Source organism: Caldalkalibacillus uzonensis (assembly GCF_030814135.1).
GTDB classification, from domain to species: domain Bacteria; phylum Bacillota; class Bacilli; order Caldalkalibacillales; family Caldalkalibacillaceae; genus Caldalkalibacillus; species Caldalkalibacillus uzonensis.
Genome location: NZ_JAUSUQ010000001.1, coordinates 106840 through 129093 on the forward strand (window position 1 = coordinate 106840; position 22254 = coordinate 129093).

At 46.4% G+C, this 22254-nt stretch carries 20 protein-coding genes; 19 read left to right on the top strand and 1 reads right to left on the bottom strand.

All coding sequences use genetic code 11. The annotated features are described in order from the left end of the window. Position 1 precedes the first annotated feature (1 nt). The 17 genes from J2S00_RS00545 to J2S00_RS00625 all read left to right on the top strand — a co-directional run bounded on the left by J2S00_RS00545 (position 2) and on the right by J2S00_RS00625 (position 17952). The gene (locus J2S00_RS00545; protein ID WP_307334352.1) at positions 2 to 742 is read left to right on the top strand and encodes an MBL fold metallo-hydrolase; all 741 of its coding nucleotides are present in this window, start codon (positions 2 to 4) and stop codon (positions 740 to 742) included. A gap of 258 nt (positions 743 to 1000) precedes the next feature. Beyond that, on the top strand, positions 1001 to 2023 hold the full coding sequence (coxB, locus tag J2S00_RS00550) for a cytochrome c oxidase subunit II (RefSeq protein WP_307335186.1): 1023 nt from the start codon (positions 1001 to 1003) through the stop codon (positions 2021 to 2023). A 57-nt stretch (positions 2024 to 2080) separates the two neighbouring features. Further along, positions 2081 to 3979 (top strand): cytochrome c oxidase subunit I, encoded by a 1899-nt coding sequence (gene ctaD / locus J2S00_RS00555; RefSeq protein WP_307334355.1) that lies wholly within the window; start codon positions 2081 to 2083, stop codon positions 3977 to 3979. Between the two features lie 5 nt (positions 3980 to 3984). Further along, positions 3985 to 4593 carry a cytochrome c oxidase subunit 3 gene (locus J2S00_RS00560; RefSeq protein WP_370875814.1) on the top strand — a complete coding sequence of 203 codons (609 nt, stop codon included), beginning with the start codon at positions 3985 to 3987 and terminating at the stop codon, positions 4591 to 4593. Positions 4594 to 4597: 4 nt separating this feature from the next. Continuing rightward, on the top strand, positions 4598 to 4939 hold the full coding sequence (locus J2S00_RS00565; RefSeq protein ID WP_307334360.1) for a cytochrome C oxidase subunit IV family protein: 342 nt from the start codon (positions 4598 to 4600) through the stop codon (positions 4937 to 4939). A gap of 204 nt (positions 4940 to 5143) precedes the next feature. Beyond that, positions 5144 to 6061, top strand: a complete 918-nt coding sequence (locus tag J2S00_RS00570) for a cytochrome c oxidase assembly protein (RefSeq protein ID WP_307334363.1) — start codon at positions 5144 to 5146, stop codon at positions 6059 to 6061. 78 nt (positions 6062 to 6139) lie between these two features. Next, the gene (locus J2S00_RS00575) at positions 6140 to 6598 is read left to right on the top strand and encodes a DUF420 domain-containing protein (RefSeq protein ID WP_307334365.1); all 459 of its coding nucleotides are present in this window, start codon (positions 6140 to 6142) and stop codon (positions 6596 to 6598) included. A gap of 144 nt (positions 6599 to 6742) precedes the next feature. Beyond that, complete coding sequence (gene miaB, locus J2S00_RS00580; RefSeq protein WP_307334368.1) at positions 6743 to 8272, top strand: tRNA (N6-isopentenyl adenosine(37)-C2)-methylthiotransferase MiaB; 1530 nt, start codon at positions 6743 to 6745, stop codon at positions 8270 to 8272. Positions 8273 to 8276: 4 nt separating this feature from the next. Beyond that, a complete protein-coding gene (locus J2S00_RS00585; protein WP_307334370.1) occupies positions 8277 to 8711 on the top strand; it encodes a YlbF/YmcA family competence regulator in 435 nt (144 codons plus the stop codon). Between the two features lie 164 nt (positions 8712 to 8875). Continuing rightward, positions 8876 to 9439, top strand: coding sequence for an outer spore coat protein CotE (locus J2S00_RS00590; protein WP_307334372.1), 564 nt, complete (start codon positions 8876 to 8878; stop codon positions 9437 to 9439). Between the two features lie 129 nt (positions 9440 to 9568). After that, positions 9569 to 10888: a putative amidoligase domain-containing protein gene (locus tag J2S00_RS00595; RefSeq protein WP_307334375.1), complete on the top strand. Its 1320-nt coding sequence runs from the start codon at positions 9569 to 9571 to the stop codon at positions 10886 to 10888. A gap of 53 nt (positions 10889 to 10941) precedes the next feature. Then, on the top strand, positions 10942 to 13569 hold the full coding sequence (gene mutS, locus J2S00_RS00600; RefSeq protein WP_307334377.1) for a DNA mismatch repair protein MutS: 2628 nt from the start codon (positions 10942 to 10944) through the stop codon (positions 13567 to 13569). Continuing rightward, complete coding sequence (gene mutL / locus J2S00_RS00605; protein ID WP_307334379.1) at positions 13566 to 15470, top strand: DNA mismatch repair endonuclease MutL; 1905 nt, start codon at positions 13566 to 13568, stop codon at positions 15468 to 15470. Before mutS ends, mutL begins: the two co-directional genes overlap by 4 nt. 2 nt (positions 15471 to 15472) lie before the next feature. Beyond that, positions 15473 to 16267 carry a class I SAM-dependent methyltransferase gene (locus tag J2S00_RS00610; RefSeq protein WP_307334382.1) on the top strand — a complete coding sequence of 265 codons (795 nt, stop codon included), beginning with the start codon at positions 15473 to 15475 and terminating at the stop codon, positions 16265 to 16267. After that, on the top strand, positions 16260 to 17201 hold the full coding sequence (gene miaA / locus J2S00_RS00615) for a tRNA (adenosine(37)-N6)-dimethylallyltransferase MiaA (protein WP_307334385.1): 942 nt from the start codon (positions 16260 to 16262) through the stop codon (positions 17199 to 17201). Before J2S00_RS00610 ends, miaA begins: the two co-directional genes overlap by 8 nt. 42 nt (positions 17202 to 17243) lie before the next feature. Then, a complete protein-coding gene (hfq, locus tag J2S00_RS00620) occupies positions 17244 to 17477 on the top strand; it encodes an RNA chaperone Hfq (RefSeq protein WP_307334388.1) in 234 nt (77 codons plus the stop codon). 37 nt (positions 17478 to 17514) lie between these two features. After that, a complete protein-coding gene (locus tag J2S00_RS00625) occupies positions 17515 to 17952 on the top strand; it encodes a BrxA/BrxB family bacilliredoxin (RefSeq protein ID WP_307334391.1) in 438 nt (145 codons plus the stop codon). 166 nt (positions 17953 to 18118) lie between these two features. Here J2S00_RS00625 and J2S00_RS00630 read toward each other — a convergent pair whose 3' ends face one another. Next, positions 18119 to 18637, bottom strand: a complete 519-nt coding sequence (locus tag J2S00_RS00630) for a YwhD family protein (RefSeq protein ID WP_307334393.1) — start codon at positions 18635 to 18637, stop codon at positions 18119 to 18121. Positions 18638 to 18861: 224 nt separating this feature from the next. Between J2S00_RS00630 and erpA the strand changes: the two genes are divergently transcribed. Both erpA and J2S00_RS00640 read left to right on the top strand, forming a co-directional pair. Then, a complete protein-coding gene (gene erpA, locus J2S00_RS00635; RefSeq protein WP_307334396.1) occupies positions 18862 to 19212 on the top strand; it encodes an iron-sulfur cluster insertion protein ErpA in 351 nt (116 codons plus the stop codon). 115 nt (positions 19213 to 19327) lie between these two features. Beyond that, on the top strand, positions 19328 to 22153 hold the full coding sequence (locus tag J2S00_RS00640; protein WP_307334399.1) for a UPF0182 family membrane protein: 2826 nt from the start codon (positions 19328 to 19330) through the stop codon (positions 22151 to 22153). Positions 22154 to 22254 lie beyond the last annotated feature (101 nt).

A 22254-nucleotide genomic window follows, 5' to 3' on the forward strand; every position in this document is an offset into this window, starting at 1 on the left:
AGTGAAATTGACAGTCATTGGTTGTTACTCCCCGTTTCCCAAAGCAGGTGAAGCGACACCAGGTTATTTGTTTGAGGATCACACTGGTACAAAGCTCTTGTTTGATTGTGGAAGTGGAGTTGCTAGTCATATCCATAAATGGATTAACCCCAAAGAAGTAGATGCTATTATCTTATCTCACTACCACCATGATCATGTGGCAGATGTGGGAGTTTTTCAGTACGCAGCGTATATGGCCTTACTTAATGGATCGCGTTCTGGACCTCTTACCATTTATGGGCCATCGCTTCCGCCAGATAAGGCAGAAATTAGAACATATAAAGATATTAGTGTAGCTAAGGACATTGGCCAAGGCCAAGATATTGAGTTGGGTTCTTGTCGGTTCCGCTTTTTCCAGACAGATCATCAAGGTCCGTGTTATGGCTGGCATGTCACTGACGGACGATCTTCCCTGGTGTATGGAGCTGATAGCGGCCCGGATACGGATTGGGATCATGTTCCACTCCGGCCGGATGTACTCATTCTTGAGTCCTCTTTTTTAGAGCAGAATAAACGAACGGGAGTTAAGCATCTGTCTGCCAAAGAAGCGGCCTTAATCGCCGCCAGATTAGAAGCAAAACACCTTGTTTTAACCCATTTTTACCCTGAGGTTGATCCCTATCAATATGTGCAGGAAGCAAAAGCATTTTTTAGTGGAAAAATTTCTGCCGCCCTTATGGGGTTTCACCTATCGCTCTCATAAAGTAGACATACGGGAGCAGCTTTTGTTTTCCAATCGGGCTCACATCACGAGTATATATGACAAAATTGTGAAAAACTTGTCGGAGGGTATCCGGTGTGCTATTCTAGTTATGTATCCGAGCTGGAATGATGGAAAAAATGAAGGACACAAGCAGTTCTGCCATGCTTTCCAAGATGCTGCATGACTGGATGCTGGCGTCAAGATGGGCAAATGGTGGACAATGACACAACAGAGAAAGAAAGTGGGGTTGATGGATTAATGAGTCGTAGCATGTGGCGATCACTATTTTTATTTTTAGTGCTCGCACTGGTTCTAACAGGTTGTGGCAAGCCATATCTGTCTGCATTGGATCCGGCGGGCCCGGTAGCTGAGAAGCAGTTTTCTCTGATCAAGCTTAGCTTGTACATCATGATCGGCGTGCTTGCTGTTGTTATGATCATTTATGTCTATGTCTTGATTAAGTTTCGGCAACGCCCCGGTCAAGATGGCTATCCTGAGCAAGTTGAAGGAAGCCATACTCTGGAGATTATCTGGACTGTCATCCCGATTATTTTGCTCATTATTTTGGCCATACCGACGGTTGTCACCACGTTTTCCCTTGCCGAATCCTATTCGGATGAAGAAGAGGCCGGTGATGCTTTGTTAATTAAGGTAACCGCTCATCAGTATTGGTGGGAAGTGGAGTATCCGGACCAAGGTATTGTCACTGCCCAGGATATTTATATTCCTACCGGTCAGCGTGTTTATTTTGAATTGACTTCCAAAGATGTGATTCACTCCTTCTGGGTACCCAGCTTAGGAGGTAAAACAGACACCAACCCGGGGCTGACCAACAACATGTGGCTCAAAGCAAGCGAGCCTGGTGTGTATCACGGCAAATGTGCTGAACTTTGTGGTCCGTCTCACGCCTTGATGGACTTTAAAGTGATTGCTGTGGAGCCTGAGCAGTTCGAACAATGGGTAGCAACTATGACAGAATATGACGATAAACCCAAAACAGCGCTGGCTGAAGAAGGACGTGCAATCTTTGAGCAAAGCTGTATTGCCTGTCATGCCACTGATGGTGTAACCAAGTCTCCTTATCCCAATTTGGCTGGTTTTGGGGATCGGGAAATGATTGCGGGCATTTTACAGCACAATGAGGAGAATCTGGCTCGATGGATATCCAACCCAGAGGAAGTGAAGGAAGGAAATCAGATGCCTTCTGCAACCGAGCTGGGCCTGAGTGAAAATGATATTGAAGCTTTGGTTGAATACTTGATGCAGTTAAAGTTGCAATAAGACTGGCACAAGCTATACCTTAAGCAATATGGTTTGTGATGAAGGGGGTAACGATATATGTCAACACATGCCGTAGGCCAGAGTCAGGTCTCCACGGCGGGACCAAAAACTGGCTTTGGAAGTGTTATATGGGATTGGCTGACGACTGTTGATCACAAGAAAATCGGCATTATGTACTTCTCTGCAGGCTTTTTCTTCTTTTTACTTGGTGGAATTGAGGCCATGTTGATTCGCCTGCAGCTCATGTACCCTGAAAATACATTGATCAGTGGTTCCACCTTTAATGAGTTGTTAACCATGCATGGGACAACGATGATTTTTCTGGCTGCCATGCCACTCTTGTTCGGTTTAATGAACGTGATTGTTCCTTTGCAAATTGGGGCCAGAGACGTGGCTTTTCCCTTCATGAATGCTTTGGGTTTCTGGCTGTTTCTGTTTGGAGGCATTCTGTTGAACCTGAGCTGGTTCATGGGTGGCGCACCTGATGCCGGCTGGACAGCTTATGTGCCGTTGTCCAGTCAATATAGCGGTTCTGGTCTTGACTTTTATGTACTTGGTTTACAGATTTCCGGTGCAGGGACATTAATCAGCGGGATTAACTTTTTGGTGACCATATTAAATATGCGGGCACCTGGCATGACCCTGATGCGCATGCCCATGTTCACTTGGACAACTTTTATTGCTTCTGCCCTCATTTTGTTTGCTTTTCCTGCTTTGACTGCAGGACTGTTCTTGCTGATGTTCGAACGTATTTTTGATGGCCAGTTTTTTAACGTTTCCGGCGGAGGAAACGTGATCATCTGGCAGCATCTGTTCTGGATTTTCGGACACCCCGAAGTATACATCTTGGTATTGCCTGCATTCGGGATTATTTCTGAGGTGATCAGCACCTTCTCCAAAAAGCGACTGTTCGGTTATACCTCGATGGTGTTTGCCACCATTTTGATTGGCTTTATTGGTTTTATGGTCTGGGCTCACCATATGTTCACTGTCGGTATGGGTCCTGTAGCTAATGCTCTGTTTGCTGTGGCAACTATGGCCATAGCGGTGCCAACTGGGATTAAGATCTTCAACTGGCTTCTCACCATGTGGGGCGGCCGGATTCAGATGACAACGGCCATGCTGTTCTGTCTCGGTTTTCTGCCGACGTTTGTCATTGGCGGTGTAACCGGTGTTATGCTGGCTACAGCTCCTGCTAACTACCAGTATCATGATACTTATTTTGTTGTTGCTCACTTCCACTATGTTATTATCGGCGGGGTTGTATTTGGTCTGTTTGCCGGTATTTTCTACTGGTGGCCGAAAATGTTTAACAGAAAGTTAAACGAAACGCTAGGAAAATGGATGTTTTGGCTGTTCCTGATTGGCTTCCATCTGACCTTCTTTATTCAACACTTCCTGGGATTACAGGGCATGCCCAGACGCGTATTTACCTATCTGGAAGGTTTGGGACTGGAAACTGGAAACTTTATCAGTACAATTGGTGCTATCTTCATGGCAGTGGCAACCATCCTGTTCTTGGTCAATGTTATTTATACTCAGCTTCGGGCTGATCTGGCTGAAGATGACCCATGGGACGGACGTACATTGGAATGGGCCACAAAAACACCGATTCCGGAATATAATTTTGCCCAAACCCCTAAAGTACGCGGCTTGGACCCGCTGTTTGTAGAGAAAACGGAAGGTAACGGCAAGATTATACCTGCCGAACCTTTAGGTTCTATTCATATGCCTAACCAGTCAATACTACCATTGATTATGTCCATTGGACTGTTCATTGCCGGACTGGGCTTTTGCTTGCATTCTTTCTATGAGTCCAATGTTATTCCGTTCACCATTGCAGGTGCCGGAATCGCCAGTACACTGTTCTGTATGTTATTACGCTCTGTCATTGAAGATCACGGCCATCACATCGAACCGCATGATGACGGCATGGATAAGGGGGTTGGGGCATAATGGCAATGAAACATGCTGATACACTTCCTGCCCATCCTGAAAAAGCGACGTTGGAAGGTAAAAATAAACTTCTTGGCTTCTGGTTTTTTATCGGCAGTGACGTTGTTTTATTTGCTTCACTGTTCGGTACCTATCTGGGCCTCAAAGGTTCAACCCAGGGAGGCCCTGGGCCTAAGGATCTTTTCCACCTGGAATATGTGGCCCTGATGACATTCATTCTGTTGGTCAGCAGCATGACCAGTGTGCTGGGCATCAAAGCCATGCAGCGCAATGACTTTGCCAGAATGCAGCTGTGGTTCTGGATTACCATTCTGTTGGGATTGGCCTTCCTTGGATTGGAAATTAATGAGTTTTATCAATTTGTAGTTCATGAGGATTTCGGGTATACTACGAGTGCTTTTGCTTCTGCTTTCTACACCCTCCTTGGGTTCCACGGGGCTCACGTCACCTTTGGGGTGCTGTGGATCGCCACACTGTTGATCCGCTCCCGTACTCAAGGAATTAATACCTACACGGCTCCTAAATTTTATGTAGCCAGTCTGTATTGGCACTTTGTAGACGTGGTGTGGGTGTTCGTCTTTACCCTGGTTTACCTCATGGGAAAGGTGGGTTAAGCTGATGGCCAATGTTAATAATACCTCACCCGGGCGGCATACGGTTGATGAAACCATTAGAGACAAGCAGGCTGAAAAGAAAGATACCATTCAGCTCTATGTTTCATTCGCCTTAATGATCGTACTAACGGCGATGGCATTTGTGGCAGTAGCCAGTGAGCAAATTCCGGCTGGTTTTGCCATTCCCTTTATTTTGCTGCTGGCTTGTATACAGTTCATTTTGCAACTGTTCATTTTCATGCATCTGAATGAAAAAGGAAGCGAATACCCCATTTTGTTTATATTTAGCGGCGTTTTTGTGGCTATTTTGACCATTGCTTCCCTGATGCTGCTCATTTGGTGGTAAAATCCATCAATACTGGATAACGTTAAGCCCCTGGCATGTTCTTTATTCATGACAATTCCTTGTCATAGCTTGCAAAGGACATGCAGGGGTTTTAAAATATGGTTGAGCAGATATCCTGTTTAAGGGATGAATGGTGTACTCACCCAGGATTAAGAATTTTTTTCAAAAATGCTTTGGCGAGGCTGGAGAAAGGAGATCTCGGCCATGACTTTGCAAAATGTGCTGAACAACTACAGCTTTGTTGAGCTGTGGCGTCCGGATATATTGGCTATGGTTCTGCTGGCAGCGACCCTTTATATCTTACTGACGGGTCCGTTAAGAAAACGCCTGCCTTATTTCACACAACCCGTATCCTGGGGTAAAAAATCCATGTTTCTCTCTGGGCTGCTTATTTTGTACTTTGTTCACGGGACACCAGTGAATGTTTTGGGTTATTACTATCTATTCAGTGCCCATATGCTGCAGATGGCTGTCAGCTATATGATCGCGGCCCCTTTGCTAATGATCGGTATTCCGCAGTGGGGATGGAATGCCTTGTTGAGTGTTCGGGCTGTAAAAAACGTATTTGCTTGTATGACCCATCCTGTTGTGGCAGTGATTAACTTTAATGCTTTTCTGTCTTTTTACCACGTGCCTTTCGTGTTTGACACAGTGATGCAAAACCACTGGCTGCATGTCGTTTATCATACTTTTCTCTTTGTGGCAGCCTGTTTCATGTGGTGGCCGATTATCACTCCTCTGCCGGGTGAAAAGCAGTTGAGCTTTTTGCGCAAATTTGGCTACATTATTACAGGAAGTGTTTTGATTACTCCTGTCTGTGCACTGGTTATTTTTGCCCAAGGTATTCTGTATACCACCTATATTGATACACCCCAAATATTTGCTCCACTGCCTGTCCTGGATGACCAGCAAATGGGGGGCGTGATCATGAAACTGGTGCAGGAAGGTGCGTTTGCCACAGCCTTAATCATTATCTTCTTCCAGTGGGTGAGAAATGAACGCAGCAGACGGGATATTGATCCGGTCAGTGAAGCGGACTTGGCTTATCTGAACACCAACCGCGAACCTGAACACCAGCCTCAAGTACTGATCAGAGAACCCTCTACAGAGCGGGGAAATTAAGGATTAAACGTGTCGGGAAAGCAGTGCTACTTGTTGAGCACAGCTTTATTATCATCTTAATTTGGGGAAGGGATGGCAATGGCTTATATTTTGCCCTTGTTAAGCACCTCGATGATTGTGCTGAGTGCCATACTTGTGGCTATCGGCTGGGCTTTGATCCGCCGGGGAGAGACGAAACGTCATATCCAGGTGATGGGCCTAGCTTCGCTGTTTGCTGTTTTGTTTTTTGTCATTTATATGTCCAGAACGGTGCTTGTAGGTAATACCGCTTTTGGCGGCCCCGATCACGTGGCACCCTTCTATCACATCTTTTTGCTATTTCATATTGTATTGGCCACAGTGGCCGCTGTATTGGGACTGTTGACACTGTATTACGGCTTTAAAAAACAGTTTGGCAAACATAAACGGATTGGTCCCGTGACATCGGTGATTTGGTTTTCCACAGCTGTAACTGGTGTGGCTGTGTATCTGTTACTTTATGTTATTTATCCGCCCGGTGAGACAACAAATATGTTTCGGGCCATTATTGGTGGATAAGGAGACTGTCAGTCAGTCTCCTTTTATATTTCTATGTGTTGCTAAAATAGCCAAACTGTTCGTTTGCTCATCATCTTAAATTCCGTTATAATAACTATGTTAAAATACAATGCAATTGCATCCTTGTTACAGGAGTTGATATAGATGGCAAAAGACTACAGCAAATACTTTGATTCATTTAGGGTGATTTCTGAAGAGAATAACCGTAAACGGATTCGCATAAAAGGACGTCAGGTGACCATTTACTCGGAGCCGGACTTTAAAGAAGGGCGCCGGCGGGGTAAAGAAGATATTAAAGTATTTGAAGCAGAGATCCCTGAAGACATGCTCAGCATTGGCAAGGGCAAAAAGTATCTGCTGGTCACCTACGGCTGTCAGATGAACGTGCATGACAGTGAGCATATTGCTGGATTGCTGGAAAGTATGGGCTATACCCCTACGGAAGAGGAAACAGAGGCGGATGTGATCCTGTATAATACCTGTGCCATTCGCGAAAACGCTGAGGATAAAGTGTTCGGGGAACTGGGCCGCCTGAAACGTTTGAAAACGGAAAAGCCGGAGCTGATCATCGGAGTATGCGGCTGTATGTCCCAGGAGGAAGCGGTGGTCAATAAGATTTTGCGCAGTTACCACCATGTGGATCTGATTTTCGGCACACACAACATTCACCGTTTGCCAGTACTTTTGCGTGATGCCATCCTCTCCAAGGAGATGGTGATCGAAGTATGGTCCAAAGAGGGAGATATCATTGAGAATCTTCCTCAGAAGCGGGAGGGAGGCATTAAAGCTTGGGTCAATATCATGTACGGGTGTGACAAGTTTTGCACCTATTGCATTGTCCCCTTTACCCGAGGTAAAGAGCGCAGCCGCCGGCCGGAAGATGTGCTGGCTGAGGTGCGTGAGCTGGCACGCCAAGGTTATCAGGAGATTACCGTTTTGGGCCAAAATGTGAATGCCTATGGGAAAGATTTTACCGACAGGCGCTACCGTTTGGCCGATCTGTTTGAGGATATCCGCAAGATTGATATCCCCCGAGTGCGTTTCACCACCAGTCACCCGTGGGACTTTGACGATGAGCTGATTGAAGTATTGGCCAAAGGCGGCAATCTGGTTGAGCATATTCATCTTCCAGTTCAATCCGGCAACAATGATGTGCTTAAACTGATGGGACGCAAATATACGCGGGAAGAGTATCTGGAACTGGTGCGGAAAATCAAAGCTGCCATTCCAAACGTTTCCCTGACCACCGATATTATCGTCGGCTTTCCTAATGAAACAGAAGCACAGTTTGAGGACACCTTGTCCCTTGTTAAAGAGGTAGAATTTGATTCTGCGTTTACCTTTATCTATTCACCACGCCATGGTACCCCGGCTGCTCAATTGGAGGACAATGTCCCGGAAGAGGTCAAAAAAGAGCGGCTGTACCGGCTCAATGCCCTGCAAAACGAAATCAGCCGCCGCAAAAACGAGGCCCTGCGGGGCCATGTGGTGGAAGTATTGGTGGAAGGCGAAAGCAAAAATAATCCTGACATTTTGGCCGGGAGAACACGCACCAATAAGCTGGTCAACTTTAAGGGATCTAAAGATTCTATTGGCAAGCTTGTTTATGTTAAAATCACTGAGCCTCAAACATGGACATTAAAAGGTGAGCAGGTTCAGCCAGTGGAGGTATGAAGCCATGACAAACACTGAAATTGTCACCCGCAAAGAAATTATTCGACAAGCAGAAAAGCTAGCAACACTGATTGCCCAATCTGCAGAAGTGGATTTCTTTAAGCGTGCTGAGCAACAAATTAAAAAAAATGACAAAGTCCAGCAGTTAATTGCGGAAATCAAGCGCTTGCAAAAGCATGCTGTTCACTATGAACATTATGAAAAAAGTAAGGCTTTGGAAGAAACGGAAGCTAAATTGGAGAAACTGCACGAAGAGCTGGATCAGATCCCCGTCGTGCAAGAGTTTAAGCAGTCGCAGAAAGATGTGAATGATCTCTTGCAGCTGGTGACCAATGTCATTTCTAATACCGTAACCGATAAAATTATTGAATCGACTGGCGGTGACGTGCTCAAAGGCGAGACAGGGGGCGGGCCCAATCTCTCCTGTCCGCTTCGCTAAGTCCTGACAGGAAACTCTTCTTTGCAGCCATATAGCCGATGACATCAAATACCTCATGGAAAGTGCACCGGATTTCGCAACGAAATTCGGTGCCTTTTTTTGCACCATAGACGATTGTCATGCATACAATTAACTGAACGCGATGTATGGAGGAGGTAGCGTTAATGTCTCAAACAGAAAAAGATATTCAATGCCGTGAGATTGTCACCAAAGCTGTTTGTGGTAGAGGTCGCAAATTTACTCAAGCTACTCACACCATTACTCCATCTCACTCTCCCACCAACATCCTGGGATGTTGGATTATTAATCATAACTATACAGCTACCAAAGAGGGAGACACAGTTGAAGTAAGTGGTTCTTATGACATTAACATTTGGTACTCATACAACAACAACACACAAACACAAGTGGCAACAGAAACAGTCAGTTATGCAGACCAGGTTCCGTTAACCATGATGGATAAAAACTATCTGGATAACGGACTGCAGGTCGATGCCAGAGCGACTCAGCAACCAACAGCTTGTGAGGCGACAATTTCTAACTCTGGCCATTCTGTACTTGTTCAAGTGGAACGTGAGTTTTTAGTGGAAGTGATCGGTGAAACCAAGGTGTGTGTCATGGTATGCCCCGGTGGTTGTGACGGATTGGATGACAAGGAATTTACCTTTGACGACGATCAGGACTTTGAAGAATTAGATCCTGATATCGTCATCGACGAGTTGGATTAACGTAATAAACATTATGTTAAGTGGAGGGTTTATCCTCCATTTTTCTTTCCTCACTTTTTCAATAGGGGGTGCATATTTTGAAGGGTAGGAGGGTTGATCGACTTCTAAAGTAGAGGAGCTCGTCACTATATGAACGTCAGAGTGGAAGACCTATCCATTCCCAATGTCACTGTTGATCTTGATCAAGTCGATCGCTATACACCTGGAGCTTTTGAACTTCGTTTATATGTACCTCCTGCAACTGAAGCAGAAAAAGACCTGGAACAAAATCTTTTACACCTCAACGGCATTCCTGTTGCAAGGGATAAGAGTCACCGGCCAAAAAAGCTATTACGCTTTGCCATTTGCCAGTGGGAGTGTTTCGGTCTTTGGCAAACGGGCAAAGGGACAGAGGATAACAAACCACTGTTAAATACCCAATCCAAAGAACGATGGCGCTTTCGTTCCTTACCATTGAATACCTACACTCGGGATGTCAGGAAGGCCCGGCAGTTGGCTTTACGATGTCTATATGCTTTAGGGTACGACTTGGGGGTTGTCGATCTCGGTGTTTTCCCGATTAAACCCCGCTACCGTGTGTACCGCATTACCAACCATATTCCTGCCAGTTGTAAAGAAGCATTAACCCGTTTGATTGACAAGCAAAGAAAAGAATTTGATCAGCATGCTGAACCTGTTGTGGGGGCCGATTTGGAGTTTATTTTAAGGCATCGTAACGGAAAGTACGTACTGGCTTCCAACTATTTACCCAAGCAGGGCAGAGTAGGTCACGATGCCATTTGGATTCCTGGTCAGCGCAACAAGCATCCCATAGCGGAGCTGAGACCCAAAGAAAGCGCTGATCCCCTGGAGCTGTTTAAAAACATTTATGTGTGCATGCGTTTGGCTGCCCGAAAAATCAACAATCCTGACATTCATTGGCTTGCGGGCGGAAAACCACTGAAAGGCTTTCCCATAGGGGGACATATCCATTTCAGCGGGGTTCCGCTCAATACGCGTCTGGTCCGTACTTTGGACAATTATATTACCTTGCCTTTGTTTTTATTTGAAAGTACTACCTCCCTTTCCCGCCGTCCAAAGTATGGGTTTATAGGAGATGTACGTGAACAGTATCACGGGGGTTTTGAGTACCGCTCACCCCCCAGCTGGCTGGTACGTCCACGGGTGACTAAAGGGGTTGTCTGTCTGGCCAAAGTGCTGGCCAATGATTATCAAAATCTGGTTTGGATGCCCCTTAACAACCCCCAGGTGCAAATGGATTTTTACCATGGTGAACAGGACAAGTGCAGAGGGATTGTTGAGCAACTTTGGCAGGAACTCATACACCGTTGTCCTTCCTATGGGTCTTACCAAGAAGAACTGGATCAATTCTATCAACTGATTGAATCCAACTACCGCTGGGAAGAGTATCAGGATATTCGCAAAGCATGGCGGCTGTCTCCATCCTAGACTGATCTATGTTATAATCAAGACGAAGGATCCTAGTTTAATGGGGGAGAGCCATGGCACAATATACACCGATGATGGAGCAATATTTATCGATTAAAAAAGAATATCCTGATGCTTTTTTGTTTTTTCGCCTAGGAGATTTCTATGAATTGTTCTTTGAGGATGCCCAGCAGGCAGCCCAAATTCTAGAGATCACGTTAACCAGCCGCCCAGCAGGAAAAAACGGTGAAAAGATCCCGATGTGTGGCGTTCCTTATCATACAGCAAATCAATACATAAAAAAGATGATCGACCAAGGACATAAAGTCGCCATATGTGAGCAGGTGGAAGACCCTAAAGAGGCCAAAGGGGTTGTTAAACGGGAAGTGATTCGCGTCATTACCCCGGGAACGTTAATGGAAGAGAGCATGCTGGCTGATGACGAAAACAATTTCATGCTGTTTTTGACGAAAACACATGGTGAGTATGCTGTCGTAGGCTGCGATTTGTCCACCGGAGAAGTAACCGGTACAAAGATATCGGAATGGGAATTGTTACTTGAGGAGACAAGCCATTTTCGACCCAAAGAGGTAATCATTTCCACAGCCTTCAGTCAAGACGAAATCAAAGGGCTGAAGCAACACTATCCGGGAATTGTCACTGTGCGGGAACCTAGCTCACTCGCTGAAGTGAACAGCTCAGAATGGTTGAAGCATCAACAGGCATCATCTGCCGGTGAAGCGATCAGCGAAGCGCTGGGTCTGATGTATGGGTATTTACTGGACACCCAAAAAAAGATGATCGATCACCTGCAACCGTTCCACTATTATGAGACCCAGGCCTTTTTGGCATTGGATGCCCATGCCAAGCGCAATCTTGAATTGCTCGAAACGTTGCGTGAACGGAGCAAAAAAGGATCATTATTATGGCTCCTTGATAAAACCTGTACGGCGATGGGAGGGCGGCTGCTAAAAAAATGGCTGATGCGTCCCTTGTTGAACAGGGAGCTAATTGAACAGCGCTTAAATCTTGTTGAGATCTTGGTCAATGACCCTTTTGTCCGTGAGGAGATCATGTTGCTTTTAAAAGATGTGTATGACCTGGAGCGTTTAGCAGCCAGGGTAGCTTTTGGCAATGTCACCCCACGGGACTTGTTGCAATTGAAACGTTCATTACAGGTGTTGCCTGATCTTGTGGGGCAGCTCTCCAAATTGCCGGCTGCTGACATACAGCCTTTGATCAAGCAGATTGACCCCTGCCCGGAGTTGGTCACTTTGTTGGATAAAGCCCTGGCAGAAGATGCACCGGCCACCATTAAAGAAGGGGGCATCTTCAAGCCAGGATATCATGAAGAATTGGACCGGCTGAATCAGGCCAGCCGGGAGGGAAAGCACTGGATTTCCGAGCTGGAACTGAAAGAAAGGGAACGAACAGGGATCAAGTCATTAAAAGTGGGATATAACAAGGTGTTCGGCTACTATATTGAGGTGACCAAAGCCAATGTTCACCTCCTTGATGAGGGACGTTACCAACGCAAACAGACCCTGAGCAACGCTGAGCGGTTCATTACGCCGGAGCTGAAAGAAAAGGAAGCCATGATCCTCGACGCCAGTGAAAGGGCGCTTGAATTAGAGCATCAGCTATTCGGCGAGTTGCGACATCAGGTCAAAACTTACACCGAGCGCTTGCAGAAACTGGCCCAGACAATTGCCCAGCTTGACTGTTTGTGTTCCTTTGCCAAGGTGAGTGAACAACATCATTACGTTCGTCCTGCCTTTAGTCACAACGGTGAACTTGTCGTTCAAGCCGGACGCCATCCTGTGGTGGAACAGGTCTTGCCCAGCGGGGAGTTTGTCGCTAATGATGTGCATATGAACGATCGTGACCGCCAAATTTTACTGATTACCGGCCCCAATATGGCTGGTAAAAGCACATACATGCGCCAGCTGGCCCAGATTGTGATCATGGCCCAGATGGGCTGCTTCGTCCCTGCACAAGAAGCTACACTGCCCATTTTTGATCAAATTTTTACCCGGATTGGTGCAGCCGATGACTTAGTTGGCGGGCAGAGCACGTTTATGGTTGAAATGGTGGAAACCAAACGGGCCATAACCCAGGCCACGCCAAACAGCCTTATTTTACTGGATGAAATCGGCCGGGGCACCGCCACTTACGACGGCATGTCCCTGGCCCAGGCCGTGATTGAATACATTCATGACCATGTGCAGGCCAAGACCTTATTCTCCACCCACTATCATGAGCTAACAGATCTGGAGTACCAACTGGAGCGGGTTCAAAATGTGCATGTGGCCTGTTCGGAACATGAAGGACGTGTCACGTTTTTACATAAAGTATTGGAGGGCAAGGCGGACCGCAGTTACGGCATCCACGTAGCCGAGCTGGCAGGTATGCCTGAACATGTGATTAATCGGGCTGCCGCCATTTTAGAGGTGCTGGAATCTAAAGGGGAGGCTGCTCTAGGTACAGAACATTCCAAGGTTAGCGAGGCCGGGCAGCTTGTCCAACTTTCTTTATTTGCAGAGGAGGAGCAGCAAGAAGGGACCAGGCAAACACCAAAGTGGCAAAAGAAGATTCTCGCTGAGATTGAAGGACTGGATTTAATTAACACAACACCCCTGGAAGCATTGAACACCCTCTACCGCTTGCAACAACGGCTGAAAGGCAAAGGGGGGAGAACATGACTCGCATTCAGGTGATGAATGAGGTACTGGCCAACAAAATTGCAGCCGGAGAAGTAGTGGAACGCCCGTCCTCCGTGGTGAAAGAGTTGGTAGAAAATGCCATTGATGCACAGAGTACCGTGATTAAGGTGGAAGTAGAGGATGGGGGATTAAAAAAGATTAAAGTGACGGATAATGGCATAGGTATGTCTCGTCAAGACAGTCAGTTGGCTTTTGAGCGGCACGCCACCAGCAAAGTGAGAACAGAGCGTGATCTGTTTCGTATTCACACACTGGGTTTCAGAGGTGAAGCTTTGCCCAGCATAGCTGCTGTGGCCAAGGTGTCCTTGCAAACCTGGGATGGGCAGGAAAAGGCAGGGACACGTCTCTGTTTGGAAGGGGGACAGGTAACAAGTGTTGAAGATGCCCCTCTGCGGCAGGGAACCGTGGTGGAAGTGACAGACCTGTTTTACAATACGCCCGCCCGCTATAAATATTTAAAAACACTGCATACAGAGCTCAGCCATATCAGCGACTGGATGAACCGCTTGGCCCTGGCCCACACCGCCATCTCCTTCTGTTTGCTACACAATGGCCGAACACTGCTCTCAACCAGTGGCAATGGAGACCGGTTGCACATTTTAGCTGGGATCTACGGGCATCAGGCTGCCAGACAGATGATCCCCTTTCAGGCCACCCATCTTGATTTTGAAGCAGAGGGCTTATTGAGCAAGCCGGATCTGACCCGGGCCAACAGGCATTACCTGACTGTGATCGTTAACGGTCGCTATGTCAAGCATCCAGGTATCCATAAAGCGGTTTTGCAAGCTTATCATACCCTGTTGCCCGTCAATCGTTACCCTGTGGTTGTCCTCGATTTGAAAATGGATCCCAGTTTGCTGGATGTCAATGTTCATCCGTCGAAATTGGAGATCAGGCTGAGCAAGGAAAAAGAGTTGCTGGGCTGGCTGGAAGGGGAGATCAAAAAGGCTTTGCAGGAACAAAGCCTGATTCCTGCCCCTTTGTCAGGTGGGAACAGGCGGAGACAACATCAGCAACAGGCGGTCCAGCAAACATTCAACCTGCGTTTGCCAGAGCAGAAGGAGGATCAGTCAGCCCAAGGTGACAGAGAGGACCAACAAGCAAGCCACGGTACTCGTCATCCTGCTGGTACAGTTGGTCAGATCCATGACCACAAGCAAGTCCATGACCAACTGTCTCAATATGATCAGCAAGCGCAAACCTCGGACGAATCAATCGAACAACAGACAGAAGCCACAGTACCGGATCAATCGGCAGCATCGGCAGCTGACCCAGAACAAGAGACATCGGCTGACAAAATCCCCTTGTTGTATCCGTTAGCCCAGCTTCATGGCACCTACATTTTAGCTCAAAATGAACAAGGATTGTACATGATTGATCAGCACGCCGCACAAGAACGAATCTGGTATGAACATTTTGCCAAAAAATTAAATCAGCCTGAGCGGGTCAGTCAAGATTTGGCCGTTCCGCTTGTTTTGGAATTTACGGCTGGCGAAGCTGCCTTGATCAATAAGCATCAAGACATGTTGAAGAAAATAGGTCTATTTTTAGAAGAATTTGGGCACCATGCATATATAGTCCGCTCTCACCCTGCCTGGTTTCCAGAGGGGGAAGAGGAAATTTTGATTCGAGAGATCATTGATACTGTTATCCGACACAAGGGCAAACTGGAGTGGATTTATTTCAGGGACGAAGTAGCTAAAATGATGGCCTGTAAACAATCCATTAAAGCCAACCAGTATCTGACCAGAGCAGAAATGGAAGCCTTACTTGAACAACTCCGCCAGAGTTCCAATCCCTTCACTTGCCCCCATGGACGACCCATTACCGTTTTACTCACTAAATATGATATCGAAAAAATGTTTAAAAGAGTGATGTAATCATGCTAGTGACCACAGCACGAAAGCAGGAACATCTCGAATCAAAGGCGAGACACGTGGCCCAGGAATTGGGTCTTCCCTTTGTCCGCCGCAGATCCTACTCGATCCGGGCCCTGTGTCACATTCACCAGGCGGATCACATTGTTTTGATCACAACAGAAGGGATGAAATGTGTCTTCTGTGATGGAGAGCAGCAACCTTTTTTCTTTCACCCTAATTCAGCGATGCTGCGGATCCGGCGTCTATTGCGCGGAGAAGAAGATCCCCTGGGTAAAGCCGCAGGGCTAGAAGAGGGGATGTCCGTATTGGATTGCACCCTTGGATTGGGCTCCGATGCCATTGTGGCCAGCTATCTGGTTGGAGAGAAAGGACGGGTTGTCGGCGTAGAGTCAGTGCCGGTGTTAGCCTATATCGTTCAGGACGGGCTGCGAACAAGAGAGACTGAACAAAAAGCAGTTAACGAGGCAATGAGACGCATTGCGGTGTTTTGCGATCATCATCTCTCTTTCCTGAAACAATGTGCCAATAATCAGTTTGACGTGGTCTACTTTGACCCTATGTTTGAGCAAACGGTGCACCGCTCAATGGGAATCGCACCACTGAAACGGCTGGCTAACTACGAAGAATTACAGAGAAGTGCCATTGAAGAGGCCAAGCGGGTGGCCAAAAAGCGCATTGTCCTAAAAGATTCCCGGGAGAGCCCGCGTTTTGAGGCATTGGGTTTCAAACCCATTGTGCGTCCTCATGCCTCCCATTGGTTTGGCATCATTGAATTGGAGGCCGGTTACGATGGATAAATATAGATTACTGGCCATTGTCGGCCCTACAGCCGTCGGAAAAACAAGACTGAGTATTGAATTGGCCAAGGCTTTGAAGGGGGAGATCATTTCAGGGGATTCCATGCAAGTGTATAAAGGTATGGATATTGGCACCGCCAAAATTACCGAGGAAGAGAAGGAAGGGATTCCCCACTATCTGATCGATATCCTTGAACCTGACGAGGACTTCTCAGTTTCCCAGTTTCAGAGCTTAACCAAGTCTTGCATCAAGGAGATTAATGAACGGGGACGTATACCCATTCTGGTCGGAGGCACAGGTCTTTATGTTCAGGCCGTCACCCATGACTTTCATTTTGCTGAAGAGTATGATCCCGGGCTGAGGGAGAATTGGGAAAGGTTTTTGGCCGAACATGGTAAAGAGGCTTTACACAAGGAATTACAAAAGCGGGATCCGTCCTACGCGAAAGAGCTCCATCCCAATAATACCAGAAGGGTGATACGGGCGCTGGAAATTATTGAGACAACAGGGCAAAGCATGGCCCATTATCAACAAGATTGGCACCGCCTTTCACCTTATGACCTGATCATGATTGGCTTAACCATGCAGCGGGAAAAACTGTATGAACGCATCAATCAGCGGGTCGATAACATGATAGCACAAGGTTTGGTTGAGGAAGTGAGGCAGTTGTTAAACCGGGGCGTACCGAGGAGATCCACAGCCATGCAAGCCATCGGCTACAAAGAGATTGTCCGCTATTTGGAGGATGAATTGACTTTGGATGAGGCCGTGGAACTGATTAAGCGCAACACACGGCGGTACGCCAAGAGGCAGCTTACCTGGTTTCGACGCATGGATGAAATCCGCTGGTTTGAAGTGATAGATCATCACCAATTCCCTGCCCTGGTCAAAAATATTATCCACTATGTGGCAGGAAAATGGCAAATGGTCTAGAATAAATTAAAGAAGGACTAAGATGAGGAGGAACATTATAAAATGAAACAGAATATTAATATTCAGGATTTCTTCCTAAACCAAATCCGCAAAGAGAATATCCCCGTGACAGTCTACCTTGTCAATGGTTATCAACTGAGAGGTTTTGTTAGAGCTTTTGATAATTTCACGATTGTGATCGACTCTGAAGGAAAACAGCAACTTGTGTATAAACATGCCATTTCCACCTTTACACCAGCCCGTCCCGTATCCCTGCAAGCCGAACAGGAAAAATAAAAAGCCAATCAGGGTGAATAAAGGAGGTCTTGAGTCTATGAATATGTTTTTCCAAAACCAGATGGATCTCATGATCCGACCCATGCGTGAAGAGTTAACTCGTCACGGGTTTGTCGAGTTGAAAACACCGGAAGAAGTGGACGAAGCGTTCCAATCGGCTAAAGGTGTGGCACTGGTTGTCGTCAACTCTGTGTGCGGCTGTGCTGCCGGATTGGCCCGTCCTGCAGCCGTTCATTCATTAAACTATGACAAAAAGCCTGATCACCTGTTTACCGTCTTTGCCGGACAAGAGAAAGAAGCGACGGCCCGTGCCCGTGAATATTTTGAAGGTTATCCGCCTTCGTCCCCTTCTTTTGCTGTACTAAAGGATGGTAAGATTGTAGGCATTGTCCAGCGTCATGAAATTGAGGACAATGACATGGAGAGCATTATTGCCAAGCTGCACGCCTTATATGACAAAGCCCATGAGGCTTAAATGGGTCTACAGAGTGAATGTTACAATGACGATCAGTAAAACTTGATTAAGATAAGAAGAACCTTTGAGGCATGGACTCAAAGGTTTTTCTATTTGTAGCAGACAAGCATATGGTACAGGCCTGCCTTACTCTGGTGTTTTCTCACCACTTAAGGTAAAAAATAAGCTAAGCTTCCAACTCTTGCTTTAGCTGTTCACTGGCGCGCTCCCACATCTCTTTGTTATGGCCTTGTAAGAATTCTTTCAGGATCTTTTTGGACTTGTCATCCATATGGGAGACTACAATTTTGCGTTTGATCGCTTTATCCATGTTGTTGACATGTTCAGCCAAATTTTTATATCCGCGCCGTGCTTCCTTGTCAACCGTCATCTCGCAAGCAGCCACTCCCGCATAATAGGGGCCATCTTCATTACGGTCCACTGTGACCCATACCACCCAGTAAGGACGGCCACCCGGTACCTCATCTTTATTGGGGAGAAATTTAATCCGTTTTTCCACTTCACTTCTGGCATGTAAAGCGCCCATATCCACATATGCTGTTTCATGATCCACATCAATGATGACAGGAGAAACATCGTTTAAACTCAACGTGCCTACACCAAATCCGCCATGTCCATCAGTTGAGTCATTATTCAGGATAGTAAACTGTGATTTGCCCTTTTTCTTATTGTTTAAAAGATCCATCGTTTTTCACCCTTTCACTCAGGATAAAAATAGAACTCGCTTAATCATAGTGGTTGTGTATCTAAAACACAACCTCTTGTGGTTCATATTTTATCATATTTTTAAGCAGATACATATTGAGCCGGGAGAGATTGACGCAGAGGGGTAATGAAGAACGTACCTTGTGTCTGCTGGGTTGTCGCGATATAATAATTACAGAGCACTCCTTAAGGAGGGATGTTGAGATGATTACCATTACGGAAAGCGCCAGTGCCAAAATTAAAGAAATGCTGGCCCAGGAAGAAGGAAGCCCATATCTGCGGATCGGTGTGACCTATGGTGGATGCAGCGGGTTTACTTACGGCATGGGTTTTGACACAGAAAAAAATGATGACGATGACGTATTTGAACAACACGGCATCACCATTGTGGTGGATGCTGAAAGCAAAAAATATTTGGCTGGGACCAAAATTGACTATAAAGAAAATTTAATGGGTGGCGGGTTCACCATTGACAATCCTAATGCAACTGTCACCTGTGGTTGCGGCACTTCATTCCGTACGGCTGATGATGCTGGCAAGCCGGAAGAGTGCTGATACAATGTTAATCCAATGATATGACATTGTTAGCCTTCCTATACTCCTGCTCTGGAGGGGAGGGCTTTAAATTTTTTGCTCAGTCATTACTGGGGGAACAGGGGGAAGCAGTGCTTTGAAGTTTAAAGTTTATCATAATGAAGATTTTAAGCCAAAACTAAACTTGAATAAGAAAAAAACATTCTGGACCGGTGTAGTTGTACTTCTCATTATACTGTTTATCGTGAGTGATCTGGGGATTGCTTTAGTAAGCGAATATATTTGGATGGATTCATTGGGTTTTAGCGATGTTTTTGTTACTATTTTTTCAGCACGGATACTCTTGTTTGCTGTTGGCTTTCTGTTGTTTAGCTGTACGCTGTTTTTGACTCTGCTGGGCATCAGGCGGGCATATGTGCGCAACTTTCAACCGGATGAATTACCGTTTGTGTTTCGTCACAGTAAGCTGTTTTTCCTCAGCAGCTGGGGACTGTCCTTTTTATATGGCTTGATAGGTTCAAGCATTGTGCAGGGGTTAGGCTGGGAAAGATTTTTAACTTACCAGCATCAGGTTCCTTTTCAGGTGAGTGATCCCGTCTTCGGTCATGACGTAGCCTTCTATGTGTATACCCTGCCTTTCTGGAATTTTGTTGTCAGTTCACTCTTAGGCTTGATTGTCGTCATTTTAATCATTCAAGGCAGTGCCTACGGGATATCAAAGTTGTATTGGACAGACTGGGGAGCCAGAGTGCAGCTCATGCTGAGCGTGCTGTTATTCGGTGTGGTTTTGGGGGCCAAACATTTTTTGGGTCGCTATGATACGCTCTTAAGCGATACCATAAATGGCTTTCAACAGAAGAGTGTGGTTTATGGCGTAAGCTACACTGACGCTGTGATTAATATTCCTTTGGCCTACGTGCTTGCTGCCTTGCCGATTATCTCTGCCTTAGCTGTCATTGCCGGTTTATCTAGGCGCAACTGGCGCTTGTTAGTGGCCGGTCCGGCACTGTACGTGATTGTATTATTGTTCGGCCAACTGGCAGCATGGGGCGTGCAGCAATTTATGGTCACGCCCAACGAGTTTCACCGTGAAGAACCCTATCTTGAACATAATTTAATTTTTACCAGGCAAGCGTATGGCTTAGATAACATTAACCAACAGGTTCATCCGGGCACGGGGACAATCTCTGGGGATTTGGTGGAGAGAAACAGCCTTACTTTGGATAATGTGCGCATTAATGACGCCAGACCTCTCCTTGATGTCTATAACCAGATCCAATCATTTCGCACCTATTACCAGTTTAATGATGTGGACGTAGACCGCTATATGATTGATGGGGAATATCAGCAAGTGTTTATTGGGGCCAGGGAGTTAAACACAGATCAATTGCCTTCCCAGGCCCAAACATGGGTGAACCGGACGCTGCGCTACACACATGGATACGGTATTGCCGCCAGTCATGTGAATGAAGTGACGCCTCAGGGTCAGCCGGAATTTTTGGTTAAAAATCTGCCCCCTGAAGGCAGTCCGGAGATAACCCGGCCGCAGATCTACTTTGGGGAGCAGGTATATCCCCATGTCATTATTAACACAAAAGTGGATGAGTTTAATTATCCTGAAGGAGAATCCAACGTCACTTACCGCTATACAGCCGATACAGGTATTCCCATGACCCGGCTCAACCGTTTTATTTATGCCTGGGAGGAAGGATCACCGCGTATCTTTATTTCCGGTTTGATCAACCAAGAGAGTCAACTGCTCAGAAAGCGGAACATTATGGAGCGGCTTAACGCCATTGCCCCCTTCCTGACGTATGATCAAGATCCGTACATTGTGGTGCGTGATGATGGTACTCTGATCTGGATTGTAGATGCTTACACGACAACCCGTCAATACCCTTATGCTGAACCGGTGGGAGCAGGCTTCAATTATATCCGCAACCCGATCAAAGCAGTTGTGGATGCCTACACTGGTGAAGTGCATTTTTATGTTGTTGACCCAGATGATCCGTTGTGGCAAACATATGCTAACATTTTCCCGGATTTGTTTACCGAAGAGATACCAGAGGATATCCAGGCCCATTTCCGTTACCCCGTTAATATGTTCACCTATCAGGCAGAGATCTTTCGAACCTATCATATGAGTGATTTGGAAGTGTTCTACAACCGGGAGGATATGTGGGCCTTTCCTACAGAGAAATATTATGATCAAGACATTATCATGGAACCTTACTATATTACCATGCAGCTTCCCGATGAGGAGCGGGAAGAATTTATCCTCATGCAGCCATTCACCCCAAATAACAGGCAAAACATGATTGCCTGGTTGGCTGCCAGGAATGATGGAGAAAATTATGGTGAACTGCTCTTGTACCGTTTTCCCAAACAACGGACCGTGTACGGACCGCAACAGATTGAAAACCGGATAAACCAAGATCCTTATATCTCTCAACAATTAAATCTTTGGTCCCAAGGCGGCTCACGGACCATCAGAGGCAATTTGTTGGTGATTCCCATAGAGGATACACTTCTCTACGTCGAGCCTGTCTATATTGAATCCGATTCTCGCAGCTCCTTGCCTGAAGTAGGCAAGATCATTGTTGCTTACCAGGATTACATTGTGATGGAAGACACCTTTGCAGAAGCGATTGAACGTCTAGTGGAAATGGAAGCAGGGGCTGTCCGGCCCGATGGAGCACAACCTGGGCAAGACGAGCAAACACCATTGATCGTGACTGCCGAATCCTTGGTGGAACAATTAGCTGATCTGTTTGAGTCTTATCGGAACGCCATGGCAGCAGGGCAATGGGAGCAAGCAGGCCGGATGATGACGGAGATTGAAAAGCAACTGGCGGATTGGAAGCGTCAGCAAGGAGGGGGTGAAACGGGCTCCGACGAAGCAGCTGAAACGGACGATGAAGAAGCTGAATCTGCAACTGGACAGGAAACAGAGGTTGAGTAGTAGGCGGAGAATGTACGCATGTTTTGAGTAAACATCTATGTCTCTTTAAAGCTTAAGCGTATAGACTATGTTTTTATGCCCTGAACTCTACAAAGTCAGGG

Coding starts and splice junctions, on each gene's coding strand:
- J2S00_RS00560 (WP_370875814.1), top strand. CDS start 3,985: ATGAAACATGCTGATACACTTCCTGCCCATCCTGAAAAAGCGACGTTG.
- J2S00_RS00575 (WP_307334365.1), top strand. CDS start 6,140: ATGGCTTATATTTTGCCCTTGTTAAGCACCTCGATGATTGTGCTGAGT.
- J2S00_RS00585 (WP_307334370.1), top strand. CDS start 8,277: ATGACAAACACTGAAATTGTCACCCGCAAAGAAATTATTCGACAAGCA.
- J2S00_RS00590 (WP_307334372.1), top strand. CDS start 8,876: ATGTCTCAAACAGAAAAAGATATTCAATGCCGTGAGATTGTCACCAAA.
- ctaD (WP_307334355.1), top strand. CDS start 2,081: ATGTCAACACATGCCGTAGGCCAGAGTCAGGTCTCCACGGCGGGACCA.
- mutL (WP_307334379.1), top strand. CDS start 13,566: ATGACTCGCATTCAGGTGATGAATGAGGTACTGGCCAACAAAATTGCA.
- mutS (WP_307334377.1), top strand. CDS start 10,942: ATGGCACAATATACACCGATGATGGAGCAATATTTATCGATTAAAAAA.
- J2S00_RS00610 (WP_307334382.1), top strand. CDS start 15,473: ATGCTAGTGACCACAGCACGAAAGCAGGAACATCTCGAATCAAAGGCG.
- coxB (WP_307335186.1), top strand. CDS start 1,001: ATGAGTCGTAGCATGTGGCGATCACTATTTTTATTTTTAGTGCTCGCA.
- erpA (WP_307334396.1), top strand. CDS start 18,862: ATGATTACCATTACGGAAAGCGCCAGTGCCAAAATTAAAGAAATGCTG.
- J2S00_RS00565 (WP_307334360.1), top strand. CDS start 4,598: ATGGCCAATGTTAATAATACCTCACCCGGGCGGCATACGGTTGATGAA.
- hfq (WP_307334388.1), top strand. CDS start 17,244: ATGAAACAGAATATTAATATTCAGGATTTCTTCCTAAACCAAATCCGC.
- J2S00_RS00570 (WP_307334363.1), top strand. CDS start 5,144: ATGACTTTGCAAAATGTGCTGAACAACTACAGCTTTGTTGAGCTGTGG.
- J2S00_RS00595 (WP_307334375.1), top strand. CDS start 9,569: ATGAACGTCAGAGTGGAAGACCTATCCATTCCCAATGTCACTGTTGAT.
- miaA (WP_307334385.1), top strand. CDS start 16,260: ATGGATAAATATAGATTACTGGCCATTGTCGGCCCTACAGCCGTCGGA.
- J2S00_RS00630 (WP_307334393.1), bottom strand. CDS start 18,637: ATGGATCTTTTAAACAATAAGAAAAAGGGCAAATCACAGTTTACTATC.
- J2S00_RS00625 (WP_307334391.1), top strand. CDS start 17,515: ATGAATATGTTTTTCCAAAACCAGATGGATCTCATGATCCGACCCATG.
- miaB (WP_307334368.1), top strand. CDS start 6,743: ATGGCAAAAGACTACAGCAAATACTTTGATTCATTTAGGGTGATTTCT.